Genomic DNA, 16,826 nt, shown 5'->3' with positions numbered 1-16,826 from the left:
TAATAGGATGTACATTAAGATTGAGAGGTATATTCTATGATCAAGTTAAGTGTATTAGACCAATCACCTATTTCAGATGGTAGCACAGCAGCCCAAGCTTTTTCACATACAGTTACGCTTGCACAAGAAGTTGAAAAACTCGGATTCACACGTTTTTGGGTATCCGAACATCATAATTCCGTAAGCTTAGCTGGTTCAAGTCCAGAAATACTTATTTCTCATATTGCAGCAAAAACGGACCGTATTAGAGTCGGTTCAGGTGGTGTTATGTTACCACATTATAGCCCATATAAAGTTGCTGAGAATTTCCGTGTTCTAGAAGCACTGTATCCGAACCGCATCGATCTCGGTGTTGGTAGAGCTCCTGGTGGTATGCCAATAGCAACTCGCGCACTTCAAGAAGGGAAAATGGTCTCACTTGATCAATATCCAGAACAAATTGCAGACGTTGCAATGTACTTACATGATCAAATACCAGAAAACCATCACTATGCAAACTTAAAAGCTACTCCAGTTATCCCAACATCTCCTGAAATGTGGATGCTCGGTTCTAGCGGAGAGAGCGCTAAAATTGCTGCAAACAACGGAGCTTCTTTCGCATTTGCACAATTTATTAATGGCTTCGGAGGCCCTGAAGTTATGAGGGCTTACCAAGAACAATTTCAGCCTTCATTTTTAGGAGATAAGCCTAATTCAATCGTTGCCATCTTTGTTATATGCGGAGAAACCAATGAAGAAGCGGAAAAAATTGCTTCTAGTTTAGATTTATCAATCTTATTATTAGAGCAAGGAAAACGAACTACTGGTACACCTTCTATTGAAACTGCTCAAAATTATTCATACAGTGCTTATGATTTATTCCGTATAAAAGAAAATCGTCAACGTATGATTGTTGGTGATCCGTCTTCTGTAAAAGAAAAAATAATAAACTTAAGCAAAGCATACAATACTGACGAATTTATGATTGTCACGATTACCCATCAATTTGAACATAAATTAAAGTCTTATCGCTTACTAGCAAATGCTTTTAATTTATAACTCTAAAAAGAGATGCATCACAAGTGATGCATCTCTTTTTCTTACTACTTATTGTTTTTGTTTCCTATATATTCAATAGCTTCTTTTAATAGCTCATCAAAGTTAATAGGATAATCATGATCTAAGTTAGGCACAACTTTATACTTATGTTCTATATTCTTATCTCTTAATAATCGTACAAATTGCTGCGTGGATTCGAAACAATCTTCATCTTGATCCCCGCATACTATATATCCTTTTATATGTTTATCCTGCAGCACTCTTAGCAACTCATCCCATTCTTCAATCTCGGGAAGCCACGGTGCTATAAAAACAAAACCATCCACATCTATATCTTTTTGCAAAATCGTATATAAAGCTACTCTTGCCCCTGCAGAAAGACCACCAATTATTACATTTTCTACTGTATGATTTTCTATAAAATTATTGTAATGCTCTTTTAATTCTTCTTTCCCTCTCTCTATATCATCCCAAACAAATCCATCTGAAAACTGAATTTGTGAAGACTGTGGTAAAGCTAACGTGTAATCTTGTGCCAAAACTGATTTCCAATATGGCTCTACTATTTGAATATTTTCTTGGTCACCATGTAATGTAAGTAGTAGATTCCCCTCTTTCTTGCTGTATATATATTTCACATCTGGTCTTTCCTTTTTATGTGCTAATTCTTCTCTTTCTTTACATAATTGCACCATTGTATGAAATTCTTTAAATTTATGTAGTGATTTTAAATCTTCGTCGGAAATTAAATATTCATTTCCATACCAGAATCCCTTTTCTATAATGGCCTCCCTCATTAAATGTAATGCTTCTTTTTCAAGTCCTGATGCACTTGCGAGCGCATACTTAAAATTATATATTTGCGCCTCATTCCCTATTACACCTGTAGCGTTTTCCATTATATAATTGTACGCTTCAAAACTTCCTTTATTTGCATAACAACGTAACGTTTCATTTAATAATTGAATGTAAGTCATACTATTTTTCATGTACCAATTCCCCCGAAACTTTTTATAATATTTATTTTGCGAATCTTTATACCACTTTGTGAAGATTTTATATAACTCGCCCTAGCAATATCTTATTCTCCGAATGATACTTAATAGTTATCCTTCTCTGTCCAATACATTTAATATAAATATTAATAAACTGAAAAGTCAATATTTTAACAAACAAAAAAAAGACAACAATATATGTATTGTTGTTTTCATTACGTCTACCCGCTCTTTTGTTTTTTTCTATCTGGTTTACTTGAAACTAAATAATGTTTTTCTGAAATATATAAGTCTCTTTTTAAGCTACGATTTAAGTAAGGTCCTAGTTTCATTCCGCATATGAGGCGATCTTCGCTACCTTCAACAATTGGGAACATTTCTTTTTCTGTTACGTATTGATCTACTGCCTTTTGTACGACATCAATTTCTTTCACTAGGTTTAAATTTTCTGCTGTATGTTCAAATACCTCAAGCGTTTCCTTCGTTATGAGAAAATCATTTGTTGGAAATGCAGGTAAATACGGTTTTAACAAATCATAATTTACTGTATAATCTTCATTTACTAATACTGTATAAACGATATTAGCATTCGTTTCTAAAAACTGAGCCATCGCTTGTTCTAATTCATCTTTCGTAATTTCCCGCTCTTCTTTTCCAGTTCTAAAAAAGCGAAACATCGCATCGCCTCCTTTTTACTATATTATAGCATAAAAGAAAACTGAAAAATCATAAAAAAACCCATTGAAATAATTTTTCAATGGGTTTCTTTATATTTTTTATCGTTATTTTAAGAATGCACTTAGCATCCATACATGTTGTTCTAATGTTGTATGAATTGCTAACAGCATGTCAGCTGATGTTTCATCGCCAGCTTCGCCCGCAACTTCCATACCTTCTTTTAATTCTTGAATAAGTGCAGAATAATCATTCACTAATGTTTGCACCATTTCTTCTGCAGATTCTTTGCTTGTCCCTTCGCTGACACTAGATGTTGCGAGATATTCTTTCATTGTCGCTAATGGTTTACCTTCTAAAGCTAAAATACGTTCTGCTAACTCATCAATATACGTTCCAGCTTCATTATAAAACTCTTCAAATTTCTCATGTAATGTAAAGAAGTGTGGCCCTGTCACATACCAGTGATAATTATGCAATTTCACATATAACACATTCCAGTTTGCTACCTGCTTGTTTAATACTTCAACAACATTTGTTTTCGTACTCATACAATCCACTCCTCTTATCATTTTGTAATGTTTATCTTTTAATAACCTAATTACATTTTACCATACATTCCCTTTCCTTTCGAACAATCGGCTTATATGTAACAAAGTTTTAACACCTTTAATACTTCCCTAATATCATTTAATTCATGTATTTTTTCAAACACTTCATACGTCTAATTGTCCAAGCTCATACATATGCATAATAGTACATCAAGCTCATCATAGTAGAAAGAGGGATAACATGGACAATCAACAATGGCAAGTAGCAAAGAAAGTAGCTGCTACTTATATCGGAACTGTCGTTGGAGCTGGATTTGCTACTGGACGAGAAATTGTTGAATTTTTCACAGTGAATGGATTATACGGGACAATTGGCATATGTGTAAGTGGATTTTTTTTTATTTGGCTCGGCACAAAGATGATGTTACTTTCATCACAAATCGGGGCATTTTCAGCGCAAGAATTTAACAAATATTTATTTGGGGATGTATTTGGGAATGTTGTAAACACATTATTATTACTCGTTTTATTCGGTGTAACGAGCGTTATGTTATCAGGGGCTGGTGCAGTATTTGAAGAGCAACTTCGCTTACCAAGACAACTCGGTATTCTCATTACAGTTATCGCTTGTCTCATTATAAGTAGCCGCGGATTACAAGGTGTTTTTGAAGTAAATACACTTGTCGTACCTATTATGATGATTTTTATTATCGGACTTGCTATTACAACCTTTTTTCACGGTACACCTTCCATTAATAACACTATTCCTGCAGAGAGTTGGAATATGAAATGGATTACTAGCCCTATTACATATGTCGCCTTAAATCTTTCTCTCGCCCAAAGTGTTCTCGTCCCATTAGCCAGTGAAGTAAAGGATCGAAAAGCCATTTTTTGGGGTGGGATTTTAGGTGGTGCTGGACTTTCTTTAATTTTATTATGCAGCCATTTAGCAATCTTATCAGTCGATCAATTTTATCAATATAACATCCCAATGGCTGAAGTCATAAGAAGATTTAATGCAACTTTTCACTTCTTCTTCGTTCTCATTATTTTCGGTGAAGTTTTCACAACTTTAGTTGGTAATGTGTTCGGAATGACAAAACAGATGCAATCTATTACTGGGTGGAAAAATCACAATATTATTTTCTTCATTTTACTAATTAGTTATTGCTTTAGTTACATCGGTTACAGTGACTTACTTCATATTCTATATCCTATCATCGGATGGGTAAGTATTGTTATACTTCCAATCATTGCGTTTAAACAACTTCAAAAAACATAAAAAAGCATCCATGTTATTGGATGCTTTTTTATGTTCATTCACAATCATCACATACTTCCCAGTACGGTCCCATTTCTAATGCTAAATACGGCTTTAACTGCAACCGGATCATTCGACTAGGCATGCGCTCTAAAACAAATTGAATACCTTCTTCATCTTCGTCTAATTCAACTTTTGAAATCACAATTCTTTGTATAGTCGTAATGGGAATTCCATCTTTATATAAAGTGATTTTCACCTCATCGTATTCATTAAAATACAATTCGACACTCATTTGATTTTTCAGTATTTCATCAACAATTTTATATGTATCATTTTGTTCTTGGATTATATATTTCCATCCGCCTCTATCTTCTTTCGGAGCTGTTTGAAATAATGTCTCCAAATCCTCGTATAGCATAAGATAACCCCTCTCTTACTAAAAAACGATGAGTATTTTATATACCCTTTATCTCTATCACTATCCATAGCTATTGTACCATATATCACCGTTCTTACCGTATTCATTTGCTTCATAGATACTTATAAAATAACTAATTCTATCTCCATTATTATGTATATTACCTCATTACTCCATACACTCTTACAAGTTTAAATAGCGTCAGGCTTTAATCCATGCAAATATTGTCTACTCTCCGCTTTTATTAGCTCACAGCATTCATACTTTTATATATAGTAAGACTACCACAAATAAAAAAGGAGAGTGACTTATACCACTCCCCTTAAAAGAAATTCCCTATAGCTGCTAAAACTAATACGATTATTAAAATTGCAAATAATAATGAGACAACGAAACTAAAAATAGGTAACGCTTTCTTTTCATTCTTCTTAAATAGTAACTTTAAACTAAGAAAAATATTTACTGGTACAAGTATAAAATAAAAATATTTAACAATTTGTACCGAGCTATTCGAAAGTGTTTTTAATATAAACACTTCAATTAGAAAAACAATAAAAAATGAAATACTTAGCCAAAATGAGACGTAACTAAGCCAAGAATGTCTTTTTGTCCCCCAATACACTCCCATAATACTCTCCTTTTATTTGTATTCTATACGTTAATAATTATACACAAAGCTAACAAATACCTCTATTTTTCGACAAACATTATGCAAAATGCCATTTTAAACGTCATAAAGGAAGTCTACATCCCTATTTGATTTTACACAATAAAACAGACTACCCTCTAGTGGCATAATGCTACTAGGGGATAGTCTGTTCTCTATTAAACTTTAAATCTGTCAATTAGTCCTTGTAACTCTTCAGCCATTTGAGATAACGTGCCCGCTGCGGATCCAATTTCCTCCATCGAAGCTAGCTGTTCTTCAGCTGAAGCCGCAACATTTTGTGTGCTTGTTGCATTATTTTGTGCTGTCATTGCAATTTGTCCTACCGAAATAGATACTTCATTTGCCCCTTTTGACATTCCATTAGCCGTTTCAACCATCGTCTTAATTTGATTAGCTATTTCATTTGTAGATTGTAAAATTTCAGCAAAGTTTTGCTTCGTTTCATTTGCGATAACAAGTCCAGATTGAACTTCCTCATTTACATGATTCATAGATTTGACTGTCTTACCCATATCATCTTGTATTTCACATATTAATTTACTAATTTCACTAGAAGATACGCTAGACTGCTCTGCCAATTTACGCACTTCATCTGCAACAATTGCGAAACCTCTTCCATGCTCACCGGCTCTTGCGGCTTCAATCGCCGCATTTAAAGCTAGAAGGTTTGTTTGATCTGCAATATTTTGAATTACTTCTAAAATATCACCAATTTGTTTTGATTTATTATTTAGTAATTGTATAACTGCATCTGATTGTGACACAGATTCTGCAATAGACTGCATCTGGTTTACTGTTCTTCCTACTAGTTTCCCACCATCTTCTGCTTTTTCACGAGTATGTGCAGAAGCCGTATTAATAGATGATGAACTATTTGCTACATGCTGAATTCCTTCCGTTACATCAAACAGTAACATAGCGCCATTTTCTACGCTTGTTGTTTGCGTCGTTGCCCCACTTGATATTTCATCCATTGCGATTGTGATTTGCTCAGTCGCTTCACTTGCTTGCCTTACACTTGCAGTTAGCTCTTCTGATGCCGCTGCAACATGCCCAGCTGAATCGTTAATTCTTCCGATTAACGTCCGTAACGAATTCGTCATCTCATTAAATCCTTTAGCAAGTTGGCCGATTTCATCATTAGAATGAATTTCAATTGTTTGCGTTAAATCCCCTTCACTTATTTCTTTAGAGGTAACAACTAATCTCTTTAAAGGCTTCGTAATTGAAAGTGTTACAAAATAAATAAGTGCTCCACCTATTACTAATGAGATAAGCATAACAATTAACATATTATAAAATACAGGTTGAGCAGCTTCAATTACTTCACTTGAGTACATAGTCCCACCAATTTTCCAACCTGTTTTTACATTTGTAGCAAATACCATATTCTTTTCACTACCGCCATAAGAATATGAAAAAGCACCGTGATTATCTTCATAAATTTTCTTTGCCCAAGAATCAGCCGCTTTTTCCCCTGATTTTTCTTGTGGATGAGCAATTATTTTTTGCTTTCCATCTAAAATGAAGGCATATCCTTTTTTACCAATATTAATTAACTTTGATGTTTTTAATAAATTATCTAAACTTAAATCTAGCGCAACAACCCCATTTTTATCTTCTGTTTGTTTTGCGATTGTTACGACAATATGTCCATTTCCTTTTGCCTTATATGGCTCAGTAACAACAATACCACCTTGTTTTGCAACCGCATCTTTATACCAAGAACGCTCTGTTGGATCATAGTCTGCTGCCATTTGTATATTTGGTTCTTGTACAAATTTTTTATCATTTCCGGCAACATATACTTGTTCAACATCTTTATTTAAATTTATATATTGAGATAACATTTTCCTTAATTCATCCTGATTATCTCCTTGATACATATTCCCCTGAATCACCCGTGCAAAATTATTCACATCATTAAATTTTGCATCAATCATTTGATTGATTAAATTATCCAGTATTTTTATATTGTCGTTGGCACTACTCTTAATTTGCGATTCAAAATTCTTTTTGGCTGTTTGATAAGACATGCCTCCGATAATAGACACAGCCGCAATTAAAATTACAAAGAATGAAATTAATAGCTTTTTTGCTACTTTCATATCACGAAACAAATTTAATAGTTTCCCCATTATGAACCTCCTAATTTTCAAATTTAAAAGTTAAATTGAGTTAATTATGAATATTTCCCAATCCCTAATTATTATTTTCATAACCTATTATGATGAATACTTTGTAAAGTTTAAACAATTAATTTCCCTTTGTCTATATATATGAATAATATTATTATAAAATTTACAAATAGAAAAAAACCAAAGGGGCACCCTTTGGTTTTTACATTTTTTTATGTTGTTTAGAAAGCTTTTTCCACTTATCACGCTCTGCTCTGGCAAGGATTACATCTTGTTTTCTCATAAAATACGCCAGTTCTCTTTGTAATTTTTTATAGCTTTTCAAACGATCTATCGTAATAAGTCCGTTATCAATTGCACTATGCACCGCGCATCCTGGTTCATTCTCATGCTTACAATCACGAAAACGGCATGTTGTCGCAAGTTTTTCAATATCAGAGAATGTTGTTTGAATCGCTTCGCTTCCTTCCCAAAGTTGCAATTCTCTCATACCGGGAGTATCAATTACGAGAGCGCCACTTGGCAATTGAAATAACTCTCGATGCGTTGTCGTATGCCTCCCCCTACTATCCTCTTCACGTATATCTCCCGTTTTTGCTACCTCAATTCCTATTAGTGCATTTAACAAAGTTGACTTTCCTACCCCTGATGACCCAACTAAAGCAATTGTTTTCCCTGAAGAAACGAATTGTTTCAACGAATCAATACCTGTATGCTCTAAACTATCAACAACGAAAATAGGAACACCAATTGCTATAGCTTCCGTTTCTACAATTTTCCGTTCCACATCATTACATATACTACTCTTTGTTAAAACAATAACTGGCATAGCACCGCTTTCATACGCTAATAATAAATAACGTTCCATCCTTCTAACATTAAAATCATGATTAAGTGCATTCACTAAAAATAAATAATCTACATTTGCTGCTATTACTTGTTCTTCCGTTCGAGTACCAGCCTCTTGTCTAGAAAAAGAGCTTCTTCTCGGAAAAATACGATGAATGATAGCTTTCTTTTCATTCTCTATTTTCTTTATATACACCCAATCACCAACAGCTGGATAATCTCCCTTCGTTACTGCTTCATGCCGAAACTTTCCAGACAGTTCTGCCATATATTCACCATCATTACAAATAATTCGATATATATGCTTATGCTCAAGTAAAATACGCCCTACTTCAAAGTTCTCTACAGCTTGTTCCTCAAAAAAAGAATCCCAGCCATACGATTCTAAAATATTTTGATTCAAATTGATATCCTCCCTAGTTTAAGCTAAGTGGAAGGATAGTGCGCTCACTTATATCGTTTCGCCCTTTCCATCCACCTTTGTATTTGATTTATTATTCATATAAGTTATTTTCGCCATAATACATCACCCCGTTCTTATTTTAATTACTCTCATTATATGGAATTCTCCTATAAAAAGCTACATCATTTAACGTAATTTTCAAATAACTTGTTTTTGAGCATTCTAATTTGTCCTCGGTGACTAATTTCATCTTCTAGCACATGAAACCAAAGATAGTGCTGGTTATATACTACACCGTTAGGCCACTTTCTTTCTGACATGAGCCACTCATTACCTTGTTCACTTAAATACTTCAGAGATTCTTCTCGAACACTTTGTAGAAGTTGTACATAATACTGTATTTCATGACCACAGATTGCTCTACCCGCTTCCCCTAAATACAGTGCATCTTCCCATATTTCTAATTCTTCTTTTGTAAAGTCACGATCTTGAAATGAAATAAGCTGATGAACTTTTTCAATAGCTGCTATATGCTTTAATAAGGCGCCAATTGAATTTCCGCTGCTTTGCATAATTAAATCTAATTGCTCAACTGATAAATTTTTTACTTCGCCTAATGTTACAGCTCTCGTATGCTCAAGTAGGCTTACTAATTCCCCTATTTTTTTTGTATAACCATCTACACTTCTTATTCGATAATCTATATTCATATCACGCACCCCTTTCTGCATTCATATTATTGTAAAAATGATTCATATAATAGACTGAAATCTATCTAAATTTTCTGTTATAATTAATTTGAATACAAAATATCCCCAAACAAACTTTCTCAATATGCTTATATGAAATATTAAAAGGAATCAATATAAAATAATCGAATCTTATTCACTAAAAGGAGTGGATTCGATGGAAATGTATCAATGGCTAACCGCTGTTCTTGTTGGTGGCATTACCGGCTTCGTTTCCCATCTAATCAATAACCAAGGTAAGTTATTGCTTCCACGCCGTTTGAAAACATTTTTTCATTTTGGATTTTTAACTGATATTTTTACTGGTAGCCTAGCCGCACTTCTTGGGCTCGTTTTATTCGATGTCACCGCAATAAAAGAAATTATAAAAGTATCCATTGTAACTGCTATTTCCGGTCAAACTTTTTTACTACATCAAGCTCTTGGTGGCGAACAGGCTAAAAATACGCAAATTGGGAAAGCTGATGAGAAGATTCAAGAAATTGACAAATTATTGCGACGTTAGTGTATACTTTCTTTTAAAATTATTGTTATAATGAGAAATAAATATTTTCTATTGCGTCGTTTGTCAGGAGAAAGGGTGTTTCGTATGACAAAAAAGAAAATAGAAGATTTCTTAACAAACTCCGAAAAAGAGGAACTGCTAGAAAACTATAAATGTTTACGAGAAGCCCGCACAAAAAGCGAAGCTAACTATTTTGGCGAAGCAGTAAACCATCTATTAAATAAAGCAAAACAACGAATTATTAAAGATGCAGGTATACATGATGAAAATGCTGCAACTGTTCAATCAAAGAGAAAAGCACTGTTTTAGCTATATTAGCTAAAACAGTGCTTTTTATTACAACATTTTTCACATTACTTTCACATCTATTTCACAATTATAAGTACTCCTATATGTTAAACTAGGTATATCCTTTTCCGAGGAGCTATATGCCGATATATAAACCCCTATCTATATAGGGGTTTTTTATTTTCCTATAATTTTATTACAAATCCTTTTCAATCATACAGCTCAACGACGAATTATTAAAAATACAGCAACTATGCAATCAAAAAGCACCTTTTTAACTTATCCTAAAAAATTGTTTTTTGATTTACTAAAACTTTATGATGCAATTCCTTTTTCATTATCTTTACTAATGCTTTCACCTTTTCTAAACAGAAATAAAGCTACAACATATAATAACGCTGTAAAGCTACCTACTAGTATAAAATTGTGAGATGTTGCAAATAACATTCCTGCTATTACCGCACCAATCATTTGGCCAATGTACATCGAGGCGTTAGCAAGGGCGGCACCTGTTCCTCTTGCTACACTAGACATGTTTTGTAAGTGCCTCATCATTAATACAAACAAAATTCCTGTCACAAAAAACAAAGCAAAGAACAATAACTCCACCAATACAATGTTCTTTACATGTGGAAGTAATACATATAGAACTGCTGTAAATATAATTCCACCGTAGAAAGAAAGGTTATAACCAATTTTATTTACGATTCTAGGACCAAAAATATTACCAGTTAAATTTCCTAATCCTAGTACAAGCATAGCTGTACCTACTTCATGAACTTGTGAGCCAAATTGAATGGAAAGCCATACACCAAAAAATGAAAATGCAGCAAAATTTCCGGTTTGAAAAACAAAGTATGCAAAATAAGAAAGTGAAACCTTTGAATCTGTAAGTAATTGTTTATAACGCTGTAAAATCACTTTTTTATCTCCACCTATATGAACCGACTGTATTTCTGGTAATACAACATAAATAAGAATAACAAGTAGTGCTGATAATATACCAATGAAATAGAATGGGATTGTATAATGTATCGTTGCTAAATAAGCTCCCAGTGGCAGCCCTAAAATTTGAGAGATTGATAACCCTGCTGTTGCAACCCCAATTGCTTTCACAATTTGCTTTTTCTCTATAAGGAGCGGAATGGATGCCCACACTTGTGGAGATACAAAAGCTGCACTTACACCTGCTAAAAATCTAAATGTTAGCATCCATCAAAAACTCGGTGCAATTCCACACAAAAACGTACTTATTGCAAAAAAACTCATACCTAGTACCATCACTTTTTTTCTGTTTAATCCATCTGATATAGGACCAGCAATAAGCGCAAATCCAGCATACCCTAAAGCATACGAACTCACCATCCATCCTGACAACTCGGTTGAAACATGATACACCTGTTGTAATGTCGGCAACAGTGGTGAAATTAAGAAAGTGTCTGTACCGATCATAAACATTATCGTGAAAAATACAGCTAGTACTCTATTCATTGTGAGTCAGGTGTTATGTACACACGCCTTGAAGGAACACAACGTTTCATTTCAATTCGTGAAGAAGATTTAAATGCTAGATTCCCAGGTTTGTTACAAGTTGTATTACATGCGACAGAGCCATATTAAAAAACATCTCATATGAATATGAGATGTTTTTTAATATGGCTATTCTTTTAATAAATCTATTAATCCATTCCCTTCAGATGTACGTTCGTACCCTAAAGGTACAGTTCTTTTAATAAGTTGTGCATATACTTCCGGCTCTGATAACTTTCGACCGTATTCTTTCTCACACTGTTTAATGAGCAAGGCGAGCGCCCCAGCAATATGCGGCGTCGCCATGGAAGTTCCACTTAACACAGCATATTTCCCATCTGGATACGTAGATAATATTTCATCACCTGGCGCTACTAGATCAATTTCTTGATTTGAATTACTAAAACATGCAATCTTCCGCTCTAAATTAACAGCACCAACTTCAATTACCTCAGAGTAAGCACCTGGGAAATCTAATTCCTCTGTTTCATCATCGCAATCTCCATTATTTCCAGCAGCACATACAACGAGAACATCCTGCTTTACCGCATTTTGAATTGCTTCATGTAATTCTGGAACATCTTGCGGACCACCAAGTGACATTGAAATAATTCTCACTTTCTCTTGATTCGGCCCTCTCCAATTTACAGCATAATGAATTGCCTCAATAATTTGCTCATAACTTCCAGAACCATCTCCCGCTAAAACTTTTAATACTAACATTTTAGCAAGTGGTGCAACTCCTAATACACCGACACCATTTTCAGTCGCGGCAATCGTCCCCGCTACATGAGTACCATGTCCGTTATTATCAAGATACACATTTGGATCAGCTTCATAATCTTTTGTGAAATTTCTTCCGTCGATAATACGATCTTTTAAATCTATATGATTAGTATCACACCCTGTATCTAATACGGCAACGACTACATCTTGCCCCTTCACACTCTTTTCCCATACTTGCGGAGCGTGAATCATTTGTACACCTGGTGGAATTTCATTTACTTGTTCTACCACCTTATTTACGGTAAACGGAATCAATTGTATACCTTTTTGTTTATTCACTGTACTACTCATCGTAATCCCTCCTGAAAATGTATTATTTTCATTTCAGACCACTTTTGAATACGTGTAAATGTAACATTCGTTTTATTCTTTTTGTTTTCCTTCTTTTCAAATATTTCTCAACATCATTTACTAACTTTATACTACTTTTTTATTTTCCCTATGATTTGTAGGAAGTAACACCCCATGTCGTTCAACTACTAACCAAAATAAGAGAACCAATTAATGGTCCTCTTACAGTCTTTTAAAAGAATGATATGTAATTTGAAAAATAATATAAATTAAGACTAAACCTCACTCTTGTTTAAAAACTTTTCTATTTCTTTTACTAAATATTCCGCTCCCTCTATCCCAACAGTAATATTTCCATTTGCTAATGATATGTTCTGTTCTGAAACATCACCTGTGATTTGGCAAGCATTGTAAGGTTGATATTTTTGTAAAATGATTTTATCTGCTTCTACAAAAATTTCAAGCGGTGATTTGATTTGTATTCCCAATACATCGCGTAATTCTTTAGGGATAACAATTCGTCCTAATTCGTCTACTTTTCGAATAACTCCTGTTGCTTTCATATTTCTCCCCCCTTACTCTATATTAATTTTTCCACCTCGCTTTTTCCATTTTATCACTTTTTGGCAATACTTGCCTCTTTTTAGAAAATTTTGTACTCGAGTTAAAAAAACACATTTAATGCATACGTAATCTCTCTTTCAATTGTTTTACATAACGGGATCTTATAAGTAAGAAGTATACAATTTGAATACCTATGAAAATACTTAATACAACTGTATTTTCTTTAAACAATGAGTACTCAAACATTTGCCCTAACGCAGTTAAGGCTACTGCCCCATGTAATGTTGCAACACCAATTGGAACGAAGAATAAAAGCGCCAATCGAATTGTAACTACCTTCGATAATTCCCCACTCGTCAATCCAACTTTTCGAATCATTTCGAACAAGCGAACATCATCCTCCAAATCGGAGAATAAACGGAAGTAAAGGAAACTTCCTGCGCAAACGAAAAATACTATACCAATAAAGAAACCTACAAATAAAATCGGTCCTGCAATTTGTAAACTTTGGTTTTGTTCGTACTCTTCCGCACTAAACGTTGACTGTTCTTGATACGGTTTAATTTGATGAGTAAGCTCTTTACCAATTTCAATCTCATCTTTCGTTCTTTCAGTTTTATACATATAATCTTTTGTCTCTATAAATCCATCTTGTAATGAATCATATTGATTATTAGAGATTACATAAACATTTCCTCTTAATATTTTCCCCAATGAAGATGAAGTAACTTTTTTCACCTTTAAACTTTCATTCATATTGGGTAAAGTAATTTCTTTTCTTTCTTTCATCGCTGGCCCTGGTATATCAGCTGACAAAAATACAATCTCTTTATTGGCTACAGTATTAAATGGTTCTCCTGTTAACTTTGCATATTCCTTATAATCTGATTCTTTTATAAAAGTGGCGCTTCTTAACGACTGTTCCTCCGTTTTCTTTGTCGAAATATTAGTTTTTGAAGCTGCTATATTATGTTTCTTTAATCCTTTGTCAATCATTTGTATATGTTGTGATTCGTTACTATTCCCTTGCTTAGAATGGTAATGAAACGCAATTGGTCTCTCCATTATCCCTTTCGTCATGGATGCGAAGCCGACTAATGTCCCTATTGCGGAAAATGCTACAGTAGAAATAATGGTTACAATAAAGAACATTCTTGCGTTATCTCTCATGCGATACGCTAAATCTGATAACGTAATAATATTAGTCTGTGTCCAATAGAAACGTTTACTTTTTTTACATAATCGAATAATAAAGACACTCAGCTGCTTGTACAACAAATACGTCCCAATAATAACTACCGTTGTAACAGGAATCATCATAATAAATACCATTGCGCCATGCGATAGAAGAGCTCCTACATAGCCAGCACTAAGCAATACTACTGCTAATATTGAAGAAATGATTGATGCTTTCGGTTCCGGTTTTGCCTCTGCTGACCCTCTAAACAACTTCATAATTTTATTTTTACGAATCATTCCTGCACTAAACAATGATATGATCATAAATAATATGAAAAACATAATACTTGTTACAACAATTGCTTTCATCGGTATGTAATAGGATAAGGATATATCTAGTTTTAATATCATCGGGGCGACAAATAGTAATACCCCTGAAAATAACATACCTGAAAGAATACCAAAAATAATTGCCCCTATTCCAATCATAATATTTTCAAAAAAGATAAGACGCTTTAATTGATATTTCGTCATACCTAGCATCATTAAAATTCCTAGCTCACGCTTTCTCGTTTTTAAAAACATTCCCATCGAATATAAAATAAAGAAGAATGTAAATAAGTAAATAATAGACTGTGCAAAAGACATACTTACGAATACGTACTGACCCAATTCTCCTGCACTTAATGCCGGATGAAACGCAAAAAATGAATACACAAAAAAGGCCATAATAGCAAATGCACTACTCAAAAAATAGGCTGAGTATGTCCGTCTATTTCGCGTTACATTCCGATATGCGAGTTCTCTAATGTTCATATTACTTCTCCGCCCTTCTTTCTACTAACTATGTTTTTATATTAGTAAAGTACGGAAATACCTTCCATCGATTCAAATGACAAAAACCTTACAGTTTTGAAAGGTTTAAAAAAATTGCTTATACATAGTACTTTATTTATAATGACTACATTCATATTCATACACACATCCTATTGTATATTCGTTAGTTTTGCGAAATAATAAAGGATAGAAGTATGTACCATTATACATATAAACTTATTTACCGCTTTAATATGAATAGGAGGAAAACATAATGACATTACAAGAACAGATTATGAAAGCATTACATGTTCAGCCTGTAATTGATCCAAAAGTTGAAATTCGTAAACGAGTTGATTTCTTAAAAGATTATGTAAAAAAAACAGGCGCAAAAGGATTTGTACTTGGTATTAGCGGCGGCCAAGACTCTACTTTAGCAGGACGCTTAGCACAACTTGCAGTTGAAGAAATTCGTAACGAAGGTGGTAATGTAACGTTTATCGCCGTACGTCTTCCTTATAAAGTACAAAAAGATGAAGATGATGCACAATTAGCATTACAATTCATTCAAGCAGATCAATCTGTTGCATTTGATATTGCTTCAACTGTTGATGCTTTTTCAAATCAATATGAAAACTTATTGGGTGAATCATTAACAGATTTCAATAAAGGTAACGTGAAAGCACGTATCCGTATGGTTACTCAATATGCAATTGGTGGACAAAAAGGGCTACTTGTTATCGGAACAGATCACGCTGCAGAAGCTGTAACAGGGTTCTTTACAAAATTCGGAGATGGTGGTGCAGATTTATTACCATTAACGGGATTAACGAAGCGCCAAGGACGTGCATTATTACAAGAGTTAGGTGCAGACGAGCGACTTTACTTAAAAATGCCAACAGCTGATTTATTAGATGAAAAACCAGGTCAAGCTGACGAAACAGAGTTAGGTATTACTTATGATCAATTAGATGATTATTTAGAAGGTAAAGCAGTTCCAGCTGACGTTGCAGAGAAAATTGAAAAACGTTACACAGTGAGTGAGCATAAAAGACAAGTACCAGCGTCAATGTTTGATGATTGGTGGAAATAAAACATAAAAAAGAAGCTAATCTCA

At 33.9% G+C, this 16,826-nt stretch carries 16 protein-coding genes and 2 pseudogenes; 6 read left to right on the top strand and 12 right to left on the bottom strand.

What is annotated here, in order from left to right; genetic code table 11:
• Window positions 1–36: 36 nt before the first annotated feature.
• Window positions 37–1,038, top strand: a complete 1,002-nt coding sequence (locus BUA87_RS01440) for an LLM class flavin-dependent oxidoreductase (RefSeq protein WP_000594038.1) — start codon at window positions 37–39, stop codon at window positions 1,036–1,038.
• A 44-nt stretch (window positions 1,039–1,082) separates the two neighbouring features.
• On the opposite strand, the gene BUA87_RS01435 is transcribed toward BUA87_RS01440, so the two are convergent.
• The 3 genes from BUA87_RS01435 to BUA87_RS01425 all read right to left on the bottom strand — a co-directional run bounded on the left by BUA87_RS01435 (window position 1,083) and on the right by BUA87_RS01425 (window position 3,259).
• Window positions 1,083–2,027, bottom strand: a complete 945-nt coding sequence (locus BUA87_RS01435; protein WP_072938242.1) for an alpha/beta hydrolase — start codon at window positions 2,025–2,027, stop codon at window positions 1,083–1,085.
• Window positions 2,028–2,254: 227 nt separating this feature from the next.
• Window positions 2,255–2,710, bottom strand: coding sequence for a DUF3939 domain-containing protein (locus BUA87_RS01430; protein ID WP_000488209.1), 456 nt, complete (start codon window positions 2,708–2,710; stop codon window positions 2,255–2,257).
• Between the two features lie 105 nt (window positions 2,711–2,815).
• The gene (locus BUA87_RS01425; protein WP_000105199.1) at window positions 2,816–3,259 is read right to left on the bottom strand and encodes a Dps family protein; all 444 of its coding nucleotides are present in this window, start codon (window positions 3,257–3,259) and stop codon (window positions 2,816–2,818) included.
• Between the two features lie 241 nt (window positions 3,260–3,500).
• Between BUA87_RS01425 and BUA87_RS01420 the strand changes: the two genes are divergently transcribed.
• Entirely contained in the window at window positions 3,501–4,541 is a 1,041-nt protein-coding gene (locus BUA87_RS01420) for a YkvI family membrane protein (RefSeq protein ID WP_000370207.1), read from the top strand.
• A 34-nt stretch (window positions 4,542–4,575) separates the two neighbouring features.
• On the opposite strand, the gene BUA87_RS01415 is transcribed toward BUA87_RS01420, so the two are convergent.
• The 5 genes from BUA87_RS01415 to BUA87_RS01395 all read right to left on the bottom strand — a co-directional run bounded on the left by BUA87_RS01415 (window position 4,576) and on the right by BUA87_RS01395 (window position 9,711).
• Window positions 4,576–4,941 carry a DUF3979 family protein gene (locus BUA87_RS01415; RefSeq protein WP_000965063.1) on the bottom strand — a complete coding sequence of 122 codons (366 nt, stop codon included), beginning with the start codon at window positions 4,939–4,941 and terminating at the stop codon, window positions 4,576–4,578.
• A 322-nt stretch (window positions 4,942–5,263) separates the two neighbouring features.
• Complete coding sequence (locus BUA87_RS01410; RefSeq protein WP_072938239.1) at window positions 5,264–5,569, bottom strand: hypothetical protein; 306 nt, start codon at window positions 5,567–5,569, stop codon at window positions 5,264–5,266.
• A 197-nt stretch (window positions 5,570–5,766) separates the two neighbouring features.
• Window positions 5,767–7,749, bottom strand: a complete 1,983-nt coding sequence (locus tag BUA87_RS01405; protein ID WP_000517286.1) for a HAMP domain-containing methyl-accepting chemotaxis protein — start codon at window positions 7,747–7,749, stop codon at window positions 5,767–5,769.
• A 202-nt stretch (window positions 7,750–7,951) separates the two neighbouring features.
• Window positions 7,952–9,001 carry a ribosome small subunit-dependent GTPase A gene (gene rsgA / locus BUA87_RS01400; RefSeq protein ID WP_065228694.1) on the bottom strand — a complete coding sequence of 350 codons (1,050 nt, stop codon included), beginning with the start codon at window positions 8,999–9,001 and terminating at the stop codon, window positions 7,952–7,954.
• 182 nt (window positions 9,002–9,183) lie between these two features.
• Window positions 9,184–9,711, bottom strand: coding sequence for a DinB family protein (locus BUA87_RS01395; RefSeq protein ID WP_065228693.1), 528 nt, complete (start codon window positions 9,709–9,711; stop codon window positions 9,184–9,186).
• A 196-nt stretch (window positions 9,712–9,907) separates the two neighbouring features.
• Between BUA87_RS01395 and BUA87_RS01390 the strand changes: the two genes are divergently transcribed.
• Window positions 9,908–10,255 carry a DUF4257 domain-containing protein gene (locus BUA87_RS01390; protein WP_000426317.1) on the top strand — a complete coding sequence of 116 codons (348 nt, stop codon included), beginning with the start codon at window positions 9,908–9,910 and terminating at the stop codon, window positions 10,253–10,255.
• 84 nt (window positions 10,256–10,339) lie between these two features.
• Entirely contained in the window at window positions 10,340–10,564 is a 225-nt protein-coding gene (locus BUA87_RS01385) for a hypothetical protein (RefSeq protein WP_000162602.1), read from the top strand.
• 294 nt (window positions 10,565–10,858) lie between these two features.
• Here BUA87_RS01385 and BUA87_RS01380 read toward each other — a convergent pair.
• Window positions 10,859–12,034, bottom strand: a pseudogene (locus BUA87_RS01380) (MFS transporter).
• Window positions 12,035–12,037: 3 nt separating this feature from the next.
• Here BUA87_RS01380 and BUA87_RS31525 point away from each other — a divergent pair.
• Window positions 12,038–12,163, top strand: a pseudogene (locus BUA87_RS31525) (transcriptional regulator); the annotation flags it as partial.
• 39 nt (window positions 12,164–12,202) lie between these two features.
• Here the strand turns inward: BUA87_RS31525 and BUA87_RS01370 are convergent.
• The 3 genes from BUA87_RS01370 to BUA87_RS01360 all read right to left on the bottom strand — a co-directional run bounded on the left by BUA87_RS01370 (window position 12,203) and on the right by BUA87_RS01360 (window position 15,709).
• Window positions 12,203–13,150, bottom strand: coding sequence for a S8 family peptidase (locus BUA87_RS01370; RefSeq protein WP_000099763.1), 948 nt, complete (start codon window positions 13,148–13,150; stop codon window positions 12,203–12,205).
• Between the two features lie 275 nt (window positions 13,151–13,425).
• Window positions 13,426–13,713, bottom strand: a complete 288-nt coding sequence (locus BUA87_RS01365) for an AbrB/MazE/SpoVT family DNA-binding domain-containing protein (RefSeq protein ID WP_000648324.1) — start codon at window positions 13,711–13,713, stop codon at window positions 13,426–13,428.
• Between the two features lie 115 nt (window positions 13,714–13,828).
• A complete protein-coding gene (locus tag BUA87_RS01360; RefSeq protein WP_001025995.1) occupies window positions 13,829–15,709 on the bottom strand; it encodes an FtsX-like permease family protein in 1,881 nt (626 codons plus the stop codon).
• A 274-nt stretch (window positions 15,710–15,983) separates the two neighbouring features.
• Here BUA87_RS01360 and nadE point away from each other — a divergent pair, with 274 nt between their 5' ends.
• On the top strand, window positions 15,984–16,802 hold the full coding sequence (nadE, locus tag BUA87_RS01355; protein ID WP_000174904.1) for an ammonia-dependent NAD(+) synthetase: 819 nt from the start codon (window positions 15,984–15,986) through the stop codon (window positions 16,800–16,802).
• Window positions 16,803–16,826 lie beyond the last annotated feature (24 nt).

The organism is Bacillus sp. bc15 (assembly GCF_900142585.1).
Taxonomy (GTDB): Bacteria; Bacillota; Bacilli; order Bacillales; family Bacillaceae_G; genus Bacillus_A; species Bacillus_A cereus.
Note: the sequence above shows the minus strand (reverse complement) of the source record. Positions and strands in the feature narration are given on the sequence as shown.

Coding starts and splice junctions, on each gene's coding strand:
- BUA87_RS01440 (WP_000594038.1), top strand. CDS start 37: ATGATCAAGTTAAGTGTATTAGACCAATCACCTATTTCAGATGGTAGC.
- BUA87_RS01435 (WP_072938242.1), bottom strand. CDS start 2,027: ATGAAAAATAGTATGACTTACATTCAATTATTAAATGAAACGTTACGT.
- BUA87_RS01430 (WP_000488209.1), bottom strand. CDS start 2,710: ATGTTTCGCTTTTTTAGAACTGGAAAAGAAGAGCGGGAAATTACGAAA.
- BUA87_RS01425 (WP_000105199.1), bottom strand. CDS start 3,259: ATGAGTACGAAAACAAATGTTGTTGAAGTATTAAACAAGCAGGTAGCA.
- BUA87_RS01420 (WP_000370207.1), top strand. CDS start 3,501: ATGGACAATCAACAATGGCAAGTAGCAAAGAAAGTAGCTGCTACTTAT.
- BUA87_RS01415 (WP_000965063.1), bottom strand. CDS start 4,941: ATGCTATACGAGGATTTGGAGACATTATTTCAAACAGCTCCGAAAGAA.
- BUA87_RS01410 (WP_072938239.1), bottom strand. CDS start 5,569: ATGGGAGTGTATTGGGGGACAAAAAGACATTCTTGGCTTAGTTACGTC.
- BUA87_RS01405 (WP_000517286.1), bottom strand. CDS start 7,749: ATGGGGAAACTATTAAATTTGTTTCGTGATATGAAAGTAGCAAAAAAG.
- BUA87_RS01395 (WP_065228693.1), bottom strand. CDS start 9,711: ATGAATATAGATTATCGAATAAGAAGTGTAGATGGTTATACAAAAAAA.
- BUA87_RS01390 (WP_000426317.1), top strand. CDS start 9,908: ATGGAAATGTATCAATGGCTAACCGCTGTTCTTGTTGGTGGCATTACC.
- BUA87_RS01385 (WP_000162602.1), top strand. CDS start 10,340: ATGACAAAAAAGAAAATAGAAGATTTCTTAACAAACTCCGAAAAAGAG.
- BUA87_RS01370 (WP_000099763.1), bottom strand. CDS start 13,150: ATGAGTAGTACAGTGAATAAACAAAAAGGTATACAATTGATTCCGTTT.
- BUA87_RS01365 (WP_000648324.1), bottom strand. CDS start 13,713: ATGAAAGCAACAGGAGTTATTCGAAAAGTAGACGAATTAGGACGAATT.
- BUA87_RS01360 (WP_001025995.1), bottom strand. CDS start 15,709: ATGAACATTAGAGAACTCGCATATCGGAATGTAACGCGAAATAGACGG.
- nadE (WP_000174904.1), top strand. CDS start 15,984: ATGACATTACAAGAACAGATTATGAAAGCATTACATGTTCAGCCTGTA.